18 protein-coding genes and 1 other RNA gene are annotated in these 20,556 nt (G+C 70.2%); 8 read left to right on the forward strand and 11 right to left on the reverse strand.

The genetic code is table 11. From position 1 onward, the window contains the following. The first annotated feature begins 18 nt into the window (after window positions 1-18). Window positions 19-930 carry a phosphoserine phosphatase SerB gene (gene serB, locus ACYVO7_RS05240; protein WP_460449123.1) on the forward strand — a complete coding sequence of 304 codons (912 nt, stop codon included), beginning with the start codon at window positions 19-21 and terminating at the stop codon, window positions 928-930. A 256-nt stretch (window positions 931-1,186) separates the two neighbouring features. Here serB and ACYVO7_RS05245 read toward each other — a convergent pair whose 3' ends face one another. From ACYVO7_RS05245 to ACYVO7_RS05275, 7 genes are all read right to left on the reverse strand, one after another. After that, complete coding sequence (locus ACYVO7_RS05245; protein ID WP_460448785.1) at window positions 1,187-2,683, reverse strand: DegQ family serine endoprotease; 1,497 nt, start codon at window positions 2,681-2,683, stop codon at window positions 1,187-1,189. Between the two features lie 181 nt (window positions 2,684-2,864). Beyond that, window positions 2,865-3,059: a DUF2065 domain-containing protein gene (locus tag ACYVO7_RS05250; protein WP_460448786.1), complete on the reverse strand. Its 195-nt coding sequence runs from the start codon at window positions 3,057-3,059 to the stop codon at window positions 2,865-2,867. A gap of 106 nt (window positions 3,060-3,165) precedes the next feature. Further along, entirely contained in the window at window positions 3,166-4,134 is a 969-nt protein-coding gene (gene hflC, locus ACYVO7_RS05255; protein ID WP_460448787.1) for a protease modulator HflC, read from the reverse strand. Continuing rightward, the gene (hflK, locus tag ACYVO7_RS05260; RefSeq protein WP_406854284.1) at window positions 4,131-5,258 is read right to left on the reverse strand and encodes an FtsH protease activity modulator HflK; all 1,128 of its coding nucleotides are present in this window, start codon (window positions 5,256-5,258) and stop codon (window positions 4,131-4,133) included. The genes hflC and hflK overlap by 4 nt, the downstream gene beginning before the upstream one ends. 163 nt (window positions 5,259-5,421) lie before the next feature. Beyond that, on the reverse strand, window positions 5,422-5,931 hold the full coding sequence (locus ACYVO7_RS05265; protein ID WP_460448788.1) for a dihydrofolate reductase: 510 nt from the start codon (window positions 5,929-5,931) through the stop codon (window positions 5,422-5,424). A 5-nt stretch (window positions 5,932-5,936) separates the two neighbouring features. Further along, on the reverse strand, window positions 5,937-6,422 hold the full coding sequence (locus ACYVO7_RS05270; protein WP_460448789.1) for a GNAT family N-acetyltransferase: 486 nt from the start codon (window positions 6,420-6,422) through the stop codon (window positions 5,937-5,939). 31 nt (window positions 6,423-6,453) lie between these two features. Next, entirely contained in the window at window positions 6,454-7,248 is a 795-nt protein-coding gene (locus tag ACYVO7_RS05275; RefSeq protein WP_460448790.1) for a thymidylate synthase, read from the reverse strand. A gap of 110 nt (window positions 7,249-7,358) precedes the next feature. On the opposite strand from ACYVO7_RS05275, the gene ssrA reads away from it, so the two are divergent. The 4 genes from ssrA (at window position 7,359) to ACYVO7_RS05295 (ending at window position 8,928) form a co-directional block, all read left to right on the forward strand. Then, window positions 7,359-7,725, forward strand: a transfer-messenger RNA (tmRNA) gene (ssrA, locus tag ACYVO7_RS05280). Between the two features lie 25 nt (window positions 7,726-7,750). Then, entirely contained in the window at window positions 7,751-8,392 is a 642-nt protein-coding gene (locus tag ACYVO7_RS05285) for an SspB family protein (protein ID WP_460448791.1), read from the forward strand. Window positions 8,393-8,410: 18 nt separating this feature from the next. After that, entirely contained in the window at window positions 8,411-8,650 is a 240-nt protein-coding gene (locus ACYVO7_RS05290; RefSeq protein ID WP_460448792.1) for a DUF4169 family protein, read from the forward strand. Beyond that, entirely contained in the window at window positions 8,647-8,928 is a 282-nt protein-coding gene (locus ACYVO7_RS05295; RefSeq protein ID WP_460448793.1) for a ribbon-helix-helix domain-containing protein, read from the forward strand. The genes ACYVO7_RS05290 and ACYVO7_RS05295 overlap by 4 nt, the downstream gene beginning before the upstream one ends. Here the strand turns inward: ACYVO7_RS05295 and ACYVO7_RS05300 are convergent. Then, the gene (locus ACYVO7_RS05300; protein ID WP_460448794.1) at window positions 8,910-12,755 is read right to left on the reverse strand and encodes an AsmA family protein; all 3,846 of its coding nucleotides are present in this window, start codon (window positions 12,753-12,755) and stop codon (window positions 8,910-8,912) included. The genes ACYVO7_RS05295 and ACYVO7_RS05300 overlap by 19 nt on opposite strands. Window positions 12,756-12,844: 89 nt before the next feature. Then, window positions 12,845-14,296, reverse strand: coding sequence for an FAD-linked oxidase C-terminal domain-containing protein (locus ACYVO7_RS05305; protein ID WP_460448795.1), 1,452 nt, complete (start codon window positions 14,294-14,296; stop codon window positions 12,845-12,847). 147 nt (window positions 14,297-14,443) lie between these two features. On the opposite strand from ACYVO7_RS05305, the gene ACYVO7_RS05310 reads away from it, so the two are divergent. Next, on the forward strand, window positions 14,444-14,977 hold the full coding sequence (locus ACYVO7_RS05310; RefSeq protein ID WP_460448796.1) for a thioesterase family protein: 534 nt from the start codon (window positions 14,444-14,446) through the stop codon (window positions 14,975-14,977). A gap of 9 nt (window positions 14,978-14,986) precedes the next feature. Here the strand turns inward: ACYVO7_RS05310 and ACYVO7_RS05315 are convergent, their stop codons facing one another. Then, on the reverse strand, window positions 14,987-15,619 hold the full coding sequence (locus ACYVO7_RS05315; RefSeq protein ID WP_460448797.1) for a LysE family translocator: 633 nt from the start codon (window positions 15,617-15,619) through the stop codon (window positions 14,987-14,989). A 278-nt stretch (window positions 15,620-15,897) separates the two neighbouring features. On the opposite strand from ACYVO7_RS05315, the gene ACYVO7_RS05320 reads away from it, so the two are divergent. Beyond that, a complete protein-coding gene (locus ACYVO7_RS05320; RefSeq protein WP_460448798.1) occupies window positions 15,898-18,270 on the forward strand; it encodes an ATP-dependent helicase in 2,373 nt (790 codons plus the stop codon). Between the two features lie 63 nt (window positions 18,271-18,333). On the opposite strand, the gene ACYVO7_RS05325 is transcribed toward ACYVO7_RS05320, so the two are convergent. Then, window positions 18,334-19,512, reverse strand: a complete 1,179-nt coding sequence (locus ACYVO7_RS05325; protein WP_460448799.1) for a YihY/virulence factor BrkB family protein — start codon at window positions 19,510-19,512, stop codon at window positions 18,334-18,336. A 123-nt stretch (window positions 19,513-19,635) separates the two neighbouring features. Between ACYVO7_RS05325 and ACYVO7_RS05330 the strand changes: the two genes are divergently transcribed. Beyond that, the gene (locus tag ACYVO7_RS05330; protein ID WP_460448800.1) at window positions 19,636-20,556 is read left to right on the forward strand and encodes a 50S ribosomal protein L11 methyltransferase; all 921 of its coding nucleotides are present in this window, start codon (window positions 19,636-19,638) and stop codon (window positions 20,554-20,556) included.

Genomic DNA, 20,556 nt, shown 5'->3' on the forward strand with positions numbered 1-20,556 from the left:
GAACACTGCAAGGCCATGATCGACCACGTCGCGACGCTCGTCTGCCATCCCGAACGCCCGGCGCTTTCCGATGCGCTGCTTGCGCGCGTCGCGCAAGTCCTGCCCGGGGCGCAATCTCCTCGCATGCTGAATCCGGGGCTGGCGGCGGACATCCCGTTCCGCATTCCGGCGGCCGCGACGGACGAACCTTACGACGCCCGCGCGCAAGCGGATCGCGCCCGCGCCGCCCTGGACGGAGCTCCCGTCGACGTCATCGTCCAGCCGGTCGCGACCCGGCGCAAGCGGCTCTTCCTGGCCGACATGGACTCCACCATGATCGGCCAGGAGTGCATCGACGAACTCGCCGATTTCGTCGGCCTGAAGGAGAGGGTGTCGGCGATCACCGAACGCGCCATGCGCGGCGAACTCGCCTTCGAACCCGCCCTGCGCGAGCGGGTCGCGCTGCTGGCCGGGCTCGATGTCGGCGTGGTGGATCGCATCATCGCCGAACGCATCACGCTGACCCCCGGCGGCCCTGCCCTGGTGCGGACCATGCGGCGGGACGGCGGCTATGCCGCGCTGGTCTCGGGCGGGTTCACGCTGTTCACCGGCCCGATCTCGAGCGCCGTCGGCTTCGACGAGCATCGCTCGAACATTCTTCTGACTGACGGGACCAGGCTGGCCGGGCGCGTCCAGGAGCCGATCCTCGGCAAGGAAGCAAAGCTCGCCACGCTGGTCGAACTGCGCAACCGCTTCGGCCTCGCGCACGCGGACACGCTCGCGGTGGGCGACGGCGCCAACGACCTGGCGATGCTCAACGAAGCCGGTCTCGGCGTCGCCTTCCGGGCCAAGCCCGCGGTGGCCGCCGCCGCGCATGCCCGCGTCGAGCACGCCGACCTCACCGCGCTCCTCTACGCGCAGGGATACCGGGTCGAAGATTTCGCGGAATAGATCTCATCAAGCCCAGTGCTCCAGACCCCTCATCCTGAGGAACATCGCCTCTTGGCGATGTGTCTCGAAGGTGAGGTGCACGGAGAAGGCTCTCCAAAAAAGAAAGCTGAGTCGCCGGGGCATCCCCTTCTCCCCGGAACGGGGAGAACGCAGCCGAGCGCAGCGAGGCCGGATGAGGGGGAGCCGCCCGCCCGGCCACCCTCACCCCAGCCCTCCCCCCGTCCCGGGGAGAGGGGGCCGATCGAGCTTGCGTGGGTCAGTCCAGCCCGACGGCCACGAAGCGCACTTCGCCCTGGGCGTTCGCCACAAGCAGGAGGGCGGACTTCTTGCCGTCCTTCTTGAGGGCGTCGATCCGGCGCGCCACGGCGTCGGGCGTCGTCACGGGCTCCTGCTGAACCTCGACGATGACGTCGCCGGGCTGGATGCGCTTGTCGGCGGCCGGGGAGTTCGGGTCGACGCGGCCCACCACGACGCCCTTCACGTTGTCCTTGATGGAGTAGCGCCGGCGCAGGTCGTCCGTCAGCCCCGAGAGCTCCAGGCCCAGCGCCTTCTTGATCGCCGGCTTCTCCGGCTCGCCGCCGCCCTGGCCGTTGCTGGCGAACTTGGCCTGCTTCTCGCCGTCCTCGAGACGGCCGAGCTTCACCGTCTTGGTCTCTTCCTTGCCCTTGCGGATGATCCCGACGGCGACCTCCTTGCCCACCGGCGTCTGGCCGACGATGCGGGGCAGGTCCTTCGATTCCTTCACGTCGACGCCGTCGAACTTGACGATGACGTCGCCGGCCTCGATCCCGGCGGGCTTGGCCGGGCCCTTCTCGTCGATGCCGGCCACCAGGGCGCCGCGCGGCGATCCGAGGCCGAGGCTCTCCGCGATGGCGTCGTCGACGTTCTGGATGCGGACGCCGAGCCAGCCGCGGCGCGTCTCGCCATATTGCACGAGCTGGTCGATGACGGGCTTGGCCATGTTGGACGGCACCGAGAAGCCGATGCCGATGGAGCCCCCCGAGGGCGACAGGATGGCGGTGTTGATGCCGATGACCTCGCCGTCCATGTTGAACAGCGGTCCGCCCGAATTGCCCTTGTTGATGGCCGCGTCGGTCTGGATGTAGTGGCCGTAGCTCTGGTCCGAGATGTCGCGGTTGCGGGCGGACACGATGCCGGCCGAGACCGACCCGCCGAGGCCGAACGGGTTGCCGATGGCGATCACCCAGTCGCCGATGCGCGACTTGTCGCTGTCGCCGAACTTCACCGACTTGAGCGGCTTGTCCGACTTCACCCGCAGCACGGCGAGGTCGACCTTGGCGTCCTTGCCGACCACCTCGGCTTTCAGCTTGCGGCCGTCATTGAAGATGACGGTGACGTCGTTGGCGTCGCCGATCACGTGGTTGTTGGTGATCACGAGACCCGACGGATCGACCACGAAGCCGGAGCCGAGCGAATTGGAGCGGCGCTGCGGGCGCGGGGCGCCCTGCTCGCCGTTCTGCCCGCGTTGGTTGAAGAAATCGTCGAAGAACTCCTGGAACGGCGACCCCGGCGGAAGCTGCGGCGTGGGTACCGAACGCTGCTCCGTCACGGTCGTGGACGCCGAGATGTTGACCACCGCATCGGTGACCTGCTCGGCGAGGTCCGCGAAGGACTCCGGCGCGGACCGGGCGAGGGCCAGAGTGGGGGCCGCGATCGAGCCGGCTCCGAGGGCCGCGGCCGCGGCCGCCGCGATCGCCGTGCGCCTCAGGGTGATCAGGATGGGCTGGGCCATGGACGTCCTCTGTTCATTCGCGTGATGGTCCGCAGCCGAGAGGCCGGAAGGCGCCCGCAGGCCGGACCATCGCAAGGGGGCGGGTTGGTCGCTGAGTTAGAGAGAATTTAGGGCGGATTACGGGCGCAGGCGAGAGGCCGCGAGAAACTCACGCCGACCGCGCGCCATGCCGCACGCAGCCTCAGCGCAGGGCCGACCGGCAGAGCCAGACCAGCGCCACCCCAAGCGCGGCGCTGACCAGGCCCACGGCGCGCATGCGGCCCTCGCCGAGCGCGAGCGCCTCGGTCATGCGGCTGCGCACGAAGGCCGGGAAGGCCGCGAACAGCAAGCCCTCGATGGCGAAGACGAGGCCCACCCCGGCCATGAAATCCGTCACGCCCGGGCCTCTCCCGATCGAGAAGAGCCCCGGGGCTTGCGCGCGGCGCCCGGGCCGCCTGGATCGCCAGGCGCCCGGCCGCCGCCAGGAGGGAAGGCTCGCCCGGTCAGGGCTTGGCCTCGCCCGGCGCGGGCGGAGCCGCAGTCGAGACGCCCGGAGGCGGCGCGGGGGCCAGCGTGGCCGGCAGCCGTCCCTGCTCCTTGGGCTTGGCCGTCGGATCGCCGAAGTAGCGGAAGAACTCCGAGTCCGGCGTGAGCACCATGCGGGTGTCGCCGGTCTTCATGGCGGTCTCATAGGCCTGCATGGAGCGGTAGAAGGAGAAGAAGTCCGGATCGCGGTTGAACGCGTCCGCCAGCAGCCTGTTCTTCTCGGCCTCGCCATTGCCTCGCAATTCGTCCGCGCGGCGGGTGGCGTCGGCGCGCAGCACCACGACGTCGCGGTCCGCCTTCGCCTTGATGGTCTGCGACATCTGCGAGCCGTTGGCGCGGATGTCCGCCGCCTCGCGCTGGCGCTCCGTCTGCATGCGCTGGAACACAGCCTGGCTGTTCTGCTCCGGCAGGTCCGCGCGCCGCAGCCGCACGTCGACGACCTCGATGCCGAGGCCTCCGGCCTGGCGGTTCACGTCGTCGCGGATCTTGTGCATCAGCGCCTGGCGGTCGGTCCGCACCACCGCGGTGAAGCTCGCGTCCGCCAGGACCGTGCGGACGGTCGAGTTGACGATCGAGGTCAGCCGCGAGGCCGCCCCCGGGACGTTCCCGACGCTCTGGTAGAAGCGCAGCGGATCGGTGACCCTGAAGCGCGTGAACGCGTCGACCACGAGGCGCTTCTGATCGGAGGCGATGACCTCCTGCGAAGGCAGCTCGAGATCGAGGATGCGCTTGTCGATGTCGACGACGACGTCGATGAAGGGCGCCTTGAAGTAGAGGCCCGGCTCCGTGATCGGAGCGCGCGCCACCTTGCCGAAGCGGAACACCAGCGCCTGCGAGGTCTGCTGCACCACGAAGGTGGAGCTGTAGAGCAGCACGGCGAGGAGAAGAAGCGCGATGGCCGTGACCAGACGGACGGTCGAGTTCATTTCTGCGCTCCCTGCGTCGGACGGCGCTGGAGTTCGTTGAGCGGCAGATATGGCACCACGCCCTGTCCATTCCCGTTCTTGTTGTCGAGGATGATCTTGTCGGTCCCGCCGAAGACGCGTTCCATCGTCTCCAGATACATGCGCTCGCGAGTGACGTCGGGCGCCTTGCGGTATTCCTCATAGACCTGCTTGAAGCGGCTCGCCTGGCCGTTGGCCTCGGCGATGATGCGCTCGCGATAGGCCTCCGCCTCCTGGACGATGCGCGCGGCCTCGCCTCGGGCCTCGGGCACCACCTTGCTGGCGTAGGTCTCGGCCTCGTTGCGGGCGCGGTCCTGGTCCTGGCGCGCCGCCTGGACGTCGCGGAACGCGTCGATGACCTGCTGCGGCGGATCCACTTTCTGCAGCTGGACGAGGCGGACCTCGACGCCGGACTTGTAGGTGTTCAGCACGTCCTGCATCAGCTGGCGGACTTCGGTCTCGATCGCGCCGCGGTCGGTGGTCAGGATCTGCTGGATGTTGCGGCGGCCCACCACCTCGCGCATCGAGGCCTCGGCGACCGCCTTCACGGAGGCTTCGGGCGCCTGGATGTTGAAGGCGTAGTCGGCGGCCCGTGCCGGGTTGATCTGCCACTGCACCGCATAGTCGATGTCGACGATGTTCTCGTCGCCGGTCAGCATCAGGCTCTCTTCCAGCACGTCGCGGAAGCCGCTGCGGCGGTTGCCCTCGGCGCTGCGGTAGCCGACCTCGGTGGTGTTCACGGTCGTGACCGGGCGCTTCTCCACGCGGCCGATCGGCGCGGGATAGTTGTAGTTCAGGCCGGGCTGGGTGGCGCCGACATATTTGCCGAACACGAGGTTGAGGCCGATCTCCTCCTGGCGCACCGTGTAGAAGCCCGTCGCCAGCCACAGGAGCACGGCGCCGAGCGCGATGGCGGCGACGCCGCGCCCGCCCATCCCGCCGCCCGGCATCACCTGGCGCAGCTTGTCCTGGCTGCGGCGAAGGAGCTCTTCCAGGTCAGGCGGAGAGCCGTTGCCGCCCCCGCCGCCCTGCGGACCGGTGCCCCATGGCCCCTGCTTGCGGGGTCCCCAGGGGCCTCCCCCTCCGCTTTGATTGCTCCAAGGCATCCAGGTGTCCTCTTCCGCTCTGGTCGTTGTTATGCCTGGGCTTCGCCCCGAAGGGCCCGCCAAGGCGCGTTTATCGCACGGAAGTGGGGTGTCGTCTGCGCTTCGTCAACGGAGGCTCGGCCGGATGGTTGACGAAGATCGCGCAGGGTGGCCGCCGGCGGCCCTATCGGCGGACGAAATCGATGAACGAGAAGGCGAATTCGTCGTCGGGTCCGGCCGGGTGGTCCTCGCGCCGGGCCTCCCGGAACCGGGTGGAATCGATCTGCGGAAACGTCGCGTCGCCGGCCGGGGCGCTCTTCACCAGCGTGAGGTGAATCCGGTCGACCAGATCCATGGTCTCGGCGTAGATCTGCGCCCCGCCGCCGATCACCACGCTGTCGGCCTGCATCCTGGCCCCGATCTCCTGCGCCAGGCGGAGCGCCTCGTCCAAACCGTGCGCCACATGCGCGCCCGGCGCGGCGAAGCCCGGATCGCGTGTGACGATGATGCTCTCGCGCCCGGGCAGCGGCTTGCCGATCGACTCGAACGTCTTGCGACCCATCACGAGGGGACGGCCCAGCGTCAGGGAGCGAAAACGCCGCAGATCCGTCTTGATGCGCCAGATCAGCCCGTTGTCCCGGCCGATGACGCCGTTCTCGGCCGCAGCCACGACGCTGACGAGAGGCAGCGCCATCCCGCTCACCGCGCCTGGTCGGCGAGGCGCCACAGCGCCTCTCCGGTGACGCGGCACCGGGTCCAGTCGTCGAGCGTCTCGGCCCCCTGCGCCTTGTAGAAGGCGATGGACGGCTCGTTCCAGTCGAGAACCTGCCACTCGAGCCGCGCCAGGTTCTCGGCGACGCAGCGCTTGGCCAGATTCGCCAGGAGGGCCTTCCCGAGCCCATGTCCCCGGGCCTGCGGGCGGACATAGAGGTCTTCCAGGTAAAGTCCGCAGCGGCCTCGGAAGGTGGAGAAGCTGTAGAACCACAGCGCGAAGCCCGACGCCTCGCCCCGGTGCTCGGCGATGTCGCAGAACACCTTCGGCGCCTCGCCGAACAGCGCCTCCCCGATCATCTCGGGCGTGGCGTCGATCTCATGCGACAGGCGTTCATACTCGCCGAGCTCGCGGATCATGGCGAAGACGAGGGGCGCATCGCCGCGGGCGGCGGGACGAACGGAGAGGGTCATGGGCGACTCTGAATTCGCGCTTCGGGCGGCCTCAGACCGCCACCGGCGCCCGGATGGCGGGGTGGGGGTCGTAGCCTTCGATCACAACGTCCTCGAACGCGAAATCGAACAGGCTCTTCACGTCCGGGTTGAGGACCAACCGCGGCAGGGGCCTCGGCTCGCGGGTCAGCTGCAGCCGCACCTGCTCCAGGTGGTTCGAATAGAGATGCGCGTCGCCGAAGCTGTGCACGAACTCGCCGGGCTGCAGGCCCGTGACATGCGCCACCATGGCGGTGAGCAGGGCGTAGCTGGCGATGTTGAACGGCACGCCGAGGAAGACGTCGGCCGAGCGCTGGTAGAGCTGGCAGGAGAGCCGGCCGTCCGCCACGTAGAACTGGAACAGGCAATGGCAGGGCGCGAGGGCCATCCTGTCGAGGTCGGCCGGGTTCCACGCCGACACCACGAGACGGCGCGAGTCCGGATTGCGACGGATCTCGTCGAGAACCCACCGGATCTGGTCGACCGTGCCGCCGTCCGGCTTCTCCCAGCTGCGCCACTGCTTGCCGTAGACGGGGCCGAGATCGCCCTGCTCGTCGGCCCACTCGTCCCAGATGCTCACGCCGTTGGCCTGCAGATAGGCCACGTTGGTGTCGCCGGCCAGGAACCAGAGCAGCTCGTGCACGATGGACTTCAGGTGCAGCTTCTTGGTCGTCACCAGGGGGAAGCCCTGTGCGAGGTCGAAGCGCATCTGGTGGCCGAACACGCTCAGGGTGCCGGTGCCGGTCCGGTCGGACTTCGCGGTCCCCTTGCTGAGGATCCGTCGCATGAGGTCGTGATAGGCGTGCATGGCGCTCCCCGAGAGCGTCGAGCTTAACCCGATTCACGACGCCGAACAGCGGCCCTGCAACCTGCATGACGCGTTGTCCAGCGCTCTTTTCGCTGCGCTTTCGCCCCCAGCCCCTTCCGTTCGCGGGAGGGAGGCCCTATATTCCGATCGTCGCCCGAAAGGGCGTCTATAGCGATAAACGGTCATCGGAATAAGCCTTACGGACCCGGGGGCGGTACCCGGCGCCTCCACCAGAACCCAGCGCCTGCTCTTTTGAGCTGGGCTCCGGCGGGGGCGAAATAGGATCGACGTGGGTGTAAAGGGTGCTCTTTCGCTCGGCATGGTACCGCCGTTATCGGGCTAAACTTATAGTTGCCAACGACAACTATGCTCAGGTTGCGGTGGCCGCGTAACGCGGTCTCTGACGCCTAAACAAAGCCCTTGCGGGTAGCACCGTAAGGCGGGGCCCGGAGGCGCCTGGCAACAGAAGCCTCCACTTTCCCTTCCTTGCGCCGGTTCAGGAATGCCGCAGGACCTCATCCGCTACGATCTTCTGGTCCAGGACGCGCTCAAGGGCGTGGTCCGCAAGGTTCTTGCCGATGCGGCGGCTCATGGCCTCCCGGGCGAGCACCACTTTTACATTTCCTTCCGCACCGGCGACCCTGGCGTGCGCATCTCCAACCGGCTCCGCGAGAAATATCCGGAGGAGATGACGATCGTCCTCCAGCATCAGTTCTGGGACCTCGGCCTCACCGAGCACACCTTCGAGGTGGGGCTCTCCTTCTCGGGCGTGCCGGAACGTCTGCTGGTCCCGTTCGATTCGCTGACCGGCTTCTTCGATCCCTCCGTCCAGTTCGGCCTGAAATTCGAGCTCTCCGGGGCCGAGGACGCCGACAATGACGAGGGCGACGAGGACGACGCCGAGGCCTCTCCGGCCGGCGCTCCTTCGACCTCGTCCGCCAAGGGCCCGGCCGCGCTGCCCTCCCCGAAGCAGGGCGCCGCAAAGGGCGGGCCCGCCAGGATCGCGCCGGCCAAGCCCGGTCCGGGCAAGCCGGCCGCTGAGGCCGGGTCGGCGACCGCCAAGGGCGACGCCGACGAGGACGCCGACAAGGCGGCCAGCGGAGCCGAGGTGGTCAGCCTCGATGCGTTCCGCAAGAAGCCCTGAACGCCGCCGCGGCGTCCCATGACCGCAGACATCGTCAATCTCCGGCGCGCCCGCAAGGCGAAGGCCCGCACCCAGGCGGACGCCGCCGCGGCGGAGAACCGCGCCAAATTCGGCCGTCCCAAGGCGGAGCGCGACCTGCGAGCGGCCGAGGACCAACTCGCCGCAAGGCGCCACGAGGGTCACCGCCTGAACGCGGCCGACATCGATCCCAAACCCACAGCCGGCGAGGCCGGAAGCCGGACGGACGACCCGTCTTGAGCGCCCACCGCTCCTCGATCGTCAAGCGCTCGGTGCTGCTGTCCGGGCATCGCACCAGCGTCTCCATCGAGGAGCCCTTCTGGGAGGCTCTCAAGGCCATCGCCCAGATCCGGGGCCTGAGCCTCAATGGCCTGGTGACCAGCATCGACGCAGCCCGGCAGGGCGAAAACCTGTCCTCCGCGATCCGCCTCGCCGTGCTGGCCCATTACAGGGCCATGGCCCCCGTCGTCCCCCCGGCCGAGCGCGCCGCGGCGCCGGCTCAGGGCGCTGCGGGCTGACCGGGGCTTCCCGCCGGGATGCTCGGCGGCGGCGGAGGCGGCGGCAAGGGCGCGATGGACGCCGAAGGCGCCGCCCGGCCCAGGATTCGCGCCGCCTCCGCGGCCCCGTTGGGGTCGTCGCTTCCCGGCCCCTTTGCGGACGCGTCGGCCTGCCGGGCCTGCTCGGCCGCCCTCGCCTCTTCGGCCCGCCGGGCGCCCTCGGCGGCGATGCGGCTCGCGTCCTCCTGGGCCTGAAGACGCAGCCGCTCCTCCTCGGCGCGCTGCATCTGCAGGCGATGCTCCTGCGCCCTTTGCTCGGCCACGCGTCTGGCCTCGGCCACGAGCCTCGCCTCCTCGGCCTTGCGCGCCTCCTCGGCGATCCGGGCCTCCTCGGCGGCCTTCGCCTCTTCGGCCTCGCGCCGCTCGCGCTCCAGCCTGTCGCGGTCGGCCTTGAGGCGCCGCACGAAGAAGGACCGCTCGCGCAGGTCCGCCTCCAGGGCCTCCATGCGCTCCAGCTCGCGGGTGACGGCGTGCGTGGTGAGGGTGTTGGTCAGCAGCGACACGTCGAACTCGCGCTCGGCCGGACCGGTCCGCGTCTTGCGCCAGACCACGCCGGCTTGCGGAGCGGGGCCGAGCCAGCCGGCAGGCGCCTGCGCCGTCATGTTGGCCCGGCCGTCGAAGCGTCCGGTCTTGAGGTCGAAGGTGGCCGCCCCCTGCAGGCTCGTCTGGCCCTCGACCAGAACCGGCCCGGCCCGCACCACGCCTCCCGTGATGGTGACCGGAGCGTCGAGGGAGGGCACGATCAGCCCTGAGCGCTCCAGCGCGGCCTTCAGGGCTCCCCCGACGCGCTGCACGTCCGGATAGCTGGAGTCGGCGTCGAGCGCCTGCGCGGTGGCGGGCAGCGCCTGGGGATCGAGCTTCGGGATCACCATCGAGCGGATCTGAAGGCGGCCGCCGCCCGCGAGCGAGGCGGCCAGCGCCGACGCGGTCTCGCCCGCCGCCGCGCCGTCGAACTCGGCGTCGACCGTCCCGGCCACCTGGGCGTCGGGGAACAGCGCGGGAAGCGACACGCCCGTCAGCGTCAGCTTTCCGCCCAGATTGGCGAGCCCGCCCTGCCGGCGGATGGTCAGCCCGCCGCCGAGCCGGCCCCCGCGGTAGCCGCCGTCGAGCTTGGCCAGCTCCAGGTTCTCGGCGGTCCAGCGCATCGTGAAGGACGGGTCGGCGGCGACGCCTGCGTCCCCCAGGTCCAGGACCTTGCCCCGGACCGCGATGGTGGTGGCGAAGGGCGGCGGCAGCACGGACGCGAAGCGGCTGGACGACCAGACCGCCCCGGAGATGGGCGGCTGCGTCGGACCGAGGGCGAGGCCCAGGACCGTCGCGGCCGAAATCCTGTCCAGCGTCAATGCGCCATCGAGCGTGTCCTTCTCCAGGTCGACCGCGAGCCGGCCCGCGAAGGGCTGCGCCGCGACGGTCCCGCTGAGATCGGCGAAGGTCCAGCGGCCCTCCGCCGTCGACACCTCGGCGCGCGCCTCGACGGGCAGGCGGCTGAGCACGTCGGGTCCCGGCGCCGCGAGGAGCTGCATCAGCGGCCCGGCGTCGGCGGCGCTGAGCGTGAACCGTCCCGCCACGTCCGGATCCTGGGCGGTCTGGCCGATCCGGCCCTCGCCCGACAGCGTCGCCCCCGCCGCGTTGGCGGCCACCTTCAGGGTCGCCCCGCCGCCGAACCGGCCGTCCACGTCGATCGCGAGACGCCCTCCGCCAAAGCCCGACAGCGCCAGGGCGTCGAAGCCGAGCTGGCGCAGGAAGGGGCCGCTTTCCGGGGCGTCGAGCTTCAGGCTGGCCGTGACCTTGTCGGCCGACTGTCCGCCGCCGAGAAGGGCGGAGCCGGACAGCCGCGACCCGGCCGCCGACCCGTCCACCGAGACCGTGGTCGGTCCGGTCGCCCCGGCGGAGCGGGAGGCCGTAAGCTTCAGCTTGAGCGGGCTGAGCGCGGCGGCGCGCGAGGCCAGCAGGCCGGGGAAGCGCCCCGGCGCGACCTTGCGCAGGAGCTCGGCCAACGGCTCCACCCTGCGGGCGTCGACGACGGCCTCCAGCTTGCCGCCCCTCTCGCCCACCTGGCCCGAGGCGGTGACCGAAGCGCCGCCCACATCGGCGATCTCGAGCGTGTCGATCGTCAGGCCCGCCCTCGTCATCGACAGCTTCACGCCGAGCCGGCCGGCGCCGACCGAGGGACCCTTCGCCTGCCCGACCCTGACATTGCGGGCGTTCAGCGTCACGGCGACGTCCACGCCTTGCGCCGCCGCCGAGAGCGTCGAGACGTCCGGCGCCTGCTCGATGGCGAGGCCGTCGGACGTCAGCTGCGCCTCGAACAGTCCCCGCGCCGACGCCTCGGGCGGCGTATAACGCACCGCGCCCTGCAGGTTGGAGCGCTCCACCCGCAGCTTCAGCCCCCTCGCCGCCATGACGCTGGGGGACAGGGACACGTCGGCCTCCACGCCGACGTCCTTGGCGTCGCCCAGCCGGCCGGATCGGCCCGAGCGCTCCGCCTCGGCCCAGCCCAGCAGCCGGGAACCGTCCTTGGAGGCGACGCGGACATGCCCCTCGAAACGTCCGCCATTCGCCAGTTCGGCGCGGCCGGAGAGCTGCACGTCGGACCCGCCCGGCAGCCCCGCCTGGAGGCGCTCGATGACGATCGCCGGGCCGTTCACGACGATGTCGGCGTTCGCGCCGGTCACCACGTCGCCGCCGAACAGCAGCGAGCCCGCTTTCACCGTGGCGGCGATCGGCAGGGGCGGCGAAAGCCCGCCCTCGTCGAGGCCGAACGCGTTGATCCAGGCGCCCAGCACCTCGGCCGGAGGCGGCGCGGTCCGGCCCTGGAGCGTGAAGGGCTTGTCGAGATCGATCTGCTTGGCCTCCAGCGCGAGCTTCAGGCGGGGGGTGACGCCGAGGTCGAGCTGGCCGTCTCCGCTGAACTTGGCCGGGATCTCCTCGCCCCCGGCCTCCAGTTCCGCCTGGCTGAGCTGGCCGGTCCGGCCGTTCAGCCTCAGCGCGGCCGAAAAGGTCCAGGGCTTCTGAGAGAAGCCGTCGCGGTCCGGCCAGCGCAGCCGCCCGCCGGCGAGAAGCCGGCCGTCGAAGGCGTGGGCTCCCGACCCGTCGACGGCGATCCGCCCGTCGATCTCGCCGCGCTGATGCCCATTCACCGCCTGGATGACGAGCTTGAGCCGGGCGCCCTGGGGCTCGGGCGCCCCCGTGGCCACCCGCAGGTCGACGGGGGTGGAGCCCACCAGCGCGCGGGCGTTGGCCCGCCACGGCCCGACGAGGGCCTGCGCGTCCGCTTCTCCGTCGATGTCCGACACGAGGGACGACCGCCCGGTCATCTCGTCCTTCAGGCTCAGCACGCCGTCGCGCACGACCAGCCGCTCGACCGCGACCGCCTGGACGGCGTCGAGAGCCGACGCGAAGTCCGAGAGCCCGACCACGTCTCCCGACGCCGACAGGGAGGCCTCGAGGCGCGGCTGGTCCAGGAACGCCTCGACCACGCGCACCTCGCCGCGCAGGAGGGGCATCACGGCCACTTCGACCGCCAGCCGGCCCATCGCGACGACCGGCCCGGTCCCGGAGCCGGACGCGCTCCGGTTCAGCGTGACGTCCTGCACGTCGAGCCGCGGCGATGGCAGCAGCCGGACCGAGATGGGCCCGGCGATCGACACCGGGGCGCCGATGGCGGCCGCGACCTTCTCCTCGATCGCGCCCCGATGCGCGGTCCAATCGACGAAATACGGTCCGGCGAGCGCCGTCGCGAGGACGACGATCGCCAGGATCGCCAGGCCGGTCAGAAAATCACGCAAGGATCAGCGTCTCGCTCCATGGGGAGAAACCGGCCCACCTTAGCCGACTTCGTGGCGCGAGGGTGACGCCGGATGCGCCGCGGCCAGCCTCACGCGGTCAGGACCTCGGGATGAACAAGGGGCGCGGGAGGCAGGATCTTGCCCGGGTTCATGATGTTCATGGGATCGAGCGCCGCCTTGATCGCCCTCATCGCGTCCAGCGTGGCCGCCGGATGCTCCTGGGGAAGATACTTCATCTTGGTCTGGCCGACGCCATGCTCGCCCGTGCAGGTGCCCTCCATCGCGAGCGCGCGCTCCACGAGGCGCTTCACGAAACCCTCCACCCGGGCCACCTCGTCGGCGTCCTCGATGCTGACCAGCGGCAGGACGTGGAAATTGCCGTCGCCGACATGCCCGACGATCGGCGCCAGCAGCCGGCTCTCGGCGATGTCGCGCTGAGTCTCCTCGACGCATTCGGCGAGCCTGGAGATCGGCACGCAGACGTCGGTCGAAATGCTCTTCGCCCCGGGCCTCAGGGCGTGCGCCGCCCAATAGGCGTCATGGCGGGCCTGCCACAGGCGCGTCCGCTCCTCCGGCTTGGTGGCCCATTCGAACGCGCCCCCGCCATGGTCGGCGGCGATCTCGCCGAAGCGCTCGGCCTGTTCCCGGACGCCCTGGTCGGTGCCGTGGAACTCCACGAACAGCATGGGCCGCTCCGGCAGGTCGAGCTTGGAATAGAGGTTGATCGCCCGGATCTGGGCCTCGTCGGCGAGTTCGATGCGCGCCACCGGAATGCCGGACTGGATCGTCACGATCGTGGCGTCGCACGCCGCCTTGATCGAGGGAAACGAGCACACCCCGGCCGAGATCGCCTCGGGGATGCCGTGCAGCCGGAGCGTGATCTCTGTGATCACCCCCAGCGTGCCCTCGGCGCCCACGAACAGCCTGGTCAGGTCGTAGCCGGCCGACGACTTGCGGGCCCGCCGGGCGGTCTTCACCACCTCGCCATTGGCCAGCACGGCCGTCACCGCGATGACATTGTCCTTCATGGTCCCGTACCGGACGGCGTTCGTCCCGGAGGCGCGCGTCGACGTCATCCCGCCCAGGGAGGCGTCCGCGCCGGGATCGATCGGGAAGAACAGCCCCATGTCGCGCAGGTGCTCGTTGAGGGCCTTGCGGGTGATCCCCGGCTCGACCACGCAGTCGAGATCCTCGGCGTGAACGGCGAGCACGCGCTTCATCAGGCTGGTGTCGATCGAGACGCCGCCCAGCGGCGCGTTGGTGTGGCCCTCGAAGGAGGTGCCCGTCCCGAACGGGATGATGGGCGCCCGCTGCGCGGCGCAGAGCTTCACGATCTCGACGACCTCCTCGGTCGTCTCCGGATAGACGACGATGTCCGGCGGTTGGTTCTCCGTCCAGGTCAGCGTGTTCGCGTGCTGCTCGCGAACCGCCTGGCTCGTCACCACGCGGTTGCCGAACCGCCGGCTGAGGTCGAGCGTCAACGAGACGATCGCCTCGTGGCTGAGCCTCGGGGGTGCGGCGTCTTGCGGCGCTTGCGTCATTGCGTCTTGCCTTCGCTGGGGCGTTTGGGGGATCATCCTAACCGGCTTGCCCGAAGGGGCAATATGGCCGGCCGCCGATGCATGGCCGGCGCCCATGGACGCATGGCGCCTGAGGCGCCGCGGCGTCAGCGGTCGGCGACGGAGCACATGGCCAGGACGTCAGAGAATTCAGCCTTTTTCTTTGCGCCCTTCGTGTCCTCCACGATGCGCATCGAGCCGGCCTGGATCGACTATAACGGCCATCTCAACATGGCCTATTACCACGTTCTGTTCGATCGCGCGGTGGATGAGGCCCTGTCCCGCGTCGGCTTGGGCGAGGATTACGTCCGGGAGCGCAAGGCCTCCACCTTCACGGCCGAATGCCACGTGCAGTACCGGCGCGAAGTGCATCTGGCCGACGCGGTCCGGGCGACCATGCAGCTCATCGAATTCGACCAGAAGCGCATGCATGTCTACATGGAGCTTCGGCACGCGACCGAGTTCTGGCTCTCCGCCACCTCCGAGAACATGATGCTCCATGTCGACCTGACGGAGCGCAAGGTCGCGCCGTTCCCGCCCGACATCCTCGCCAGCCTGGCGATCATGAAGGCCGCCCATTCCGGCCTGCCGCGTCCCGAGGCGCTGGGCAGCGTCATCGGCATCCCGGCCCGCGCGCTGGCGGCCAAGCCCGGCGTGCACTGAACATCCGCCTCACGCCCGCGCCGCGATGCTCCGCCCCGCGTCGGTCAGCGACTTCAGCCCGAACAGGATGAAGGTGACGCCCACCACGCGCGACACGATGCGTCCGTGCTTCAGGAAGAACCGGCGCACGACGGGCAGGCCGGCCCAGAACAGGATCACGAGATAGCCCAGCAAGAAGCCCAGGATCGCGGCTCCCATCAGGCCGGGCGCCGTGTCCCACGCGATCTCGGCCGCATGGCGCACCGTGAGCGCCGTGAACACGGCCAGCGACACCGGATAGGCCTTGGGATTGGTGAGGCCGAAGGCCAGCCCGGCGCGGATCGGCCGCAGCCCGCCCACCGGCGCTCCGCCGTCGCCCCCCTTGGCCAGCACCGCCTTCGCGCCCAGATAGATGAGATAGACGCCGCAGCCGATCCCCAGCGCGTCGAAGAGCGCGGGCCCGACCTCGTTGACGCCGACGATCGCCGCCAGCGCCAGGCCGCCCCACACGATGTCTCCGGCGAGATGACCAAACAGGAAGCGCGCCCCGGCGGTCCGTCCGTGCTGGGCGGCCAACGCGAAGACGGCCAGGAACGCCGGCCCGGGCGTCACGGCGTAGATGAAGCCGGCCAGAACCGTGGCGAGGAAGAGGGAAGAGGACATCGGAAGCCCGGAAAGGATGGGCCGGAGAATGGGCCTTTTTGGGTTAGAACCGCAAGCCGTCCTGGGCCGGGTCCATCCCGTCGCGCCCGGAACCCACAGTCAATGCGGCGCGCCGAGCCGCCCGGATCGACTTCGCCCCCCTTTCGCTCCATTTTGAGATAAGAACGAATCGGAACCATGCGCGATCGACAGGACGGCGCGGCGGCCGGCTTCGGCCCGCCTCGAGTTTCGGCTCGCCGTCACGCCCTTGCCGGATCGCCCGCCGACGGAAAGCATTCGTGAGCAACCCTCTCAGCCTCGACGACGAGTATGTCCCGCGCCCAGGCGGCCTGGCCTCCCGGGCGCGCGCCGGCGTGTCCGGCGGGGCGGCCGCGCATTATCTGGCGAACCTGAACCCGGAGCAGCGCCGCGCGATCGAGGCCACCGAGGGTCCCGTCCTCGTGCTGGCCGGCGCCGGCACCGGCAAGACGCGGGTCCTCACCACCCGCATCGCCCACATCATCGCGTCGGGCCTCGCCTATCCGTCGCAGATCCTGGCCGTGACCTTCACCAACAAGGCCGCCCGCGAAATGAAGGAGCGCGTCGGGCATCTCCTGGGCGGGGTCGCCGAGGGGATGCCGTGGCTCGGCACCTTCCACGCGATCGGCACCAAGATCCTGCGCCGCCACGCCGAACTGGTCGGGCTGCGCTCGGACTTCACCATCCTGGACACCGACGACCAGATCCGCCTCATGCGGCAGGTGATCCAGGCCGAGAACATCGACGAGAAGCGCTGGCCGGCCCGCGCCCTCGCCGCCTTCATCGACGGCTGGAAGAACCGCGGCCTGACGCCCGACAAGGTGCCGGCGGGCGAATCCGCCGCCTTCGCCAACGGCAAGGGCGGCAAGCTCTACGCCGCCTACCAGGCCCGGCTGAAGCAGCTCAACGCCGCCGACTTCGGCGACCTGCTGCTGGAGAACCTGCGCCTGTTCCGGGAGCAGCCGGACGTGCTGCAGTCCTACCAGGAGCGGTTCAAATACATCCTGGTCGACGAGTACCAGGACACCAACGTCGCCCAGTATCTGTGGCTGCGCCTGCTGGCGCAGGGCCGCCGCAACGTCTCCTGCGTGGGGGACGACGACCAGTCGATCTATGGCTGGCGCGGCGCCGAGGTCGACAACATCCTGCGTTTCGAGCACGACTTCCCCGGCGCGACCGTCGTGCGCCTGGAGCGCAACTACCGCTCCACCGGCCACATCCTGTCCGCCGCCTCCCACCTCGTGGCCCACAACGAGGGCCGGCTCGGAAAGACTCTGCACACGGAGGACGAGGCCGGCGAGAAGGTGACGCTCACCGGCGCCTGGGACTCCGAGGAGGAGGCCCGCCTCATCGGCGAGGAGATCGAGGCGCTCCAGCACAAGGGCCAGTCGCTGGCCCAGATGGCCGTGCTGGTGCGCATCTCGGCCCAGATGCGCGAGATCGAGGACCGCTTCGTGACGCTGGGCCTGCCTTACCGGGTGATCGGCGGCCCCCGCTTCTACGAGCGCCTGGAGATCCGGGACGCCCTCGCCTATCTGCGCTGCGTCGCCAATCCGACGGACGACCTCGCCTTCGAGCGCATCGTCAACACGCCCAAGCGCGGCCTCGGCGACGCCACCATCGAGCAGTTGCACGTCTATGCGCGCAAGGCGCGGGTGCCGCTGATGCAGGCCGCCCGGCTGCTCGTCGAGACGGACGAGCTGAAGCCCAAGCCGCGCAGCGCGCTTCGCGATCTCACCGCCGCCTTCGGCCGCTGGTCCGGGCGGGTGGAGGGCATGAAGCACAACGAGCTCGCCGAGCTGGTGCTGGAGGAGTCCGGCTACACCGAGATGTGGCAGAAGGACCGCACGGCCGAGAGCGCCGGCCGGCTGGAGAACCTGAAGGAGCTCGTCCGCTCCATGGAGGAGTTCCCGGATCTCGGCGGCTTCCTCGAGCACGTGTCGCTGGTGATGGAGGCGACCGACAACGACAGCACCGAGAAGGTGTCGATCATGACCCTCCACGGCGCCAAGGGCCTGGAGTTCGACACCGTGTTCCTGCCCGGCTGGGAGGAGGGGCTGTTCCCCAACCAGCGCGCGCTGGACGAGAGCGGCAAGGCCGGACTGGAGGAGGAGCGCCGCCTGGCCTATGTGGGCCTGACCCGCGCCCGCCGGCGCGCCAAGATCTTCTTCGCCTCGAACCGGCGCATCCACGGCATGTGGCAGTCGACCATCCCGTCGCGCTTCGTGGACGAGCTGCCCGAGGACCATGTCGAGGTGACCGAGGCGCCCGCCCATTACGGCGGCTATGGCGGCAGCCGGTTCGAGCGGACGCAGCCCTTCGGGTCGACCTACGACACCCCGGGCTGGCAGCGCGCCCAGGCTCGCGCGCGGGAGACCGGCGGCTTCGGCGAGCGCGGCCCTTCCGCTTATGGCGCCCCTTCCGGCGGGCGCCGGGGACCGCTCCAGATCGAGGGCGAACTCGTCGCCAAGTCGACCGGGACGACCAGCGACTTCTCCGGCGGCGACCGCGTCTTCCACGTCAAGTTCGGCAACGGCTCGGTGGCGGCGGTGGACGGCAACAAGCTCACGATCGATTTCGACAAGGCGGGGCGCAAGATGGTGCTGGACGGGTTCGTGCAGCGGGTGGGCTAGCGCCTGCGACCGTCGGTTCGCGGGATTTGACCCGGCCGCTGTCGCCCGGGCCAGCGGGCCTGCTCACGTGGACTTGCCCACCGTGTCCGCCATCACCGCGCCGCGGGCGCCCATGGGGGCGCCCTTCTTCTCGGTCGTGTCGCGCGCGGTCTGGTGCTCGATCTCCGAGTTCAGCTCGGCTCCGGCCAGGATGATGATCGTCGAGACCCACATCCAGATCATGAAGCCGATGGCCGCGCCCAGGGACCCATAGGTCTTGTCGTAATTGGCGAAATGCGAGGCGTAGATCGACAGCCCGCCCGAGGCCACCACCCAGACGACGGCGGCCACGGCGCTGCCCGGCGTCACCCACCGCCATTGCGGCTCCGTGCGGCTCGGCCCGTAGCGGTAGAGCAGCGCCAGCGCGAGCACGACGATCAGCAGCAGCGCCACCCAGCGCCCGATCGCCACCACCCAGGTGAGCGCCGGTCCGAGCGGCAGGACGTTGAGCACGATCGGGACCACCACCACGGCGCCGATGGCGAGGATCAGGAACACGAACCCGCCCAGCGTGAAGGCCAGCGAGATGGCGTTCAGCTTGATGAAGGAGCGCTTCTCCGTCTCGTTATAGGCGATGTTGAGCGCGTCCAGCATCGCCTTGACGCCGGAATTGGCGCTCCACAGCGATATGAGCAGGCTGACGATGAAGGTGATCCCGAGCGTGCTCGAGCCCTTGGCCGTCACCGTCTTCAGCTGCTCGCCGATGATGTCGGCCGCGCCGTAAGGCAGGATCTCCTTGGCCTGGTCGAGATGGCTCTGGATGGTCGCCGGATCGGCGAACAAGCCGTAGATCGCCACGAAAGCCGCGATGGCCGGAAACAGCGCCAGCAGCGCGTAGAAGGTCACGCCCGCGGCGATCGCCATCACGCGGTCGTTGTTGATCTCCTCGTAGGTGCGCCAGAGGATGTCCTTCCAGCCCGGCGTCGGGATCTCCGTCGGGCTCGTGGCGGAGCGGCCCCGCCCCGGCTGCGCCGCATCGGCCGGTCCTCCATGCGTGGTCTTCCGCCGAGGGTCGGCGGCGGCGCTCTCGCGCTCCGCGGAGCCTGCGTCGGGGTTCCGCTCCAGGAGCCCGGCCACGGCCCCGGCGACGCTCATCGCCAGCAGCCGGATGGCGGCCGAACGCAGGGCCGAGCGCTTGCGCCGGCGACGCGGCGCGGGGCGGCTCTTGGGCTGGGTCCTGGGACGGCGGGAGAGCAGGGGCATGAAGCGGATCCATGGCGTTCCCCCGCAAAAGGCCGGGCTCTGCAAACGATTGCTGACGAAGCGAGGTTCCATCCTGGTGCGGCGACGCCCGTGACAGGGCCGCGCGCCGCTGTATAAGAACCCATGCTCGAAGGACTTCCACCCCACCGCCCGACCCACGTCATGCGCCTCGTCGCCGACGAGACGACCGCCCGCAGCGTGGCCGACATCATCGTCGAGACGTTCGACCCGGCCGAGACCGCCGCCGCGGCCTTCGAGAACGAGACGACGCTCGCCTGGGAGGTGGAGGTGTATTTCTCCGAGCCGCCGGACGAGCCCTCCGTGCGCGACCTTATCGCCTCGGCGGCCGGTCCGGACGCGGCCCAGCGGCTCACCTTCGAGACCATCGGCGAGAAGGACTGGGTGAAGGCCTCGCTGGAGGGGCTCAGCCTGGTGCGCGCCGGCCGTTTCACCGTCCATGGCGGCCACGACCGCGCCCGCATCCCGCTCAACACGATCGGCATCGAGATCGAGGCCGCGCTCGCCTTCGGCACGGGCCATCACGGCACGACCCGGGGCTGCCTCTTGATGCTGGACGCCATCCTCAAGCGCCGCGCCCCGCGCCATGTCCTGGATGTCGGCTCCGGCACGGGCGTGCTCGCCATCGCGGCCGCCCGCGCCCTGCATCGTCCGGTGGCGGCGGGCGACATCGACCCTGTCGCGGTCGAGGCCGCGCGGGAGAACGCCCGCAACAACGCCGTGGGCGGCCATCTCCGGCCAGTGGCGGCCAAGGGCGTGGAGCATCCGGCGCTGAAGTCCCGCCGCTTCTACGACCTGATCTTCGCCAACATCCTGGCGCGGCCCCTGATGCGCCTCGCGCCGTCCATCGCGGCCGTCGCGGCCCCCGGGGCGGACGTGGTGCTGTCGGGCCTCATCCCGCGCGACGTGCCGGGCGTCCTGGCCGCCTACCGGGCCCAGGGGCTGCATCTGGTGCGCAGGATGGAGCTGGAGGGCTGGGCCACCCTCCAGGTGCGCGCCGGCGGAGCCGCGCCTCGCCGCCTCTGA

The sequence above is a fragment of the Alsobacter sp. SYSU BS001988 genome (assembly GCF_054796215.1).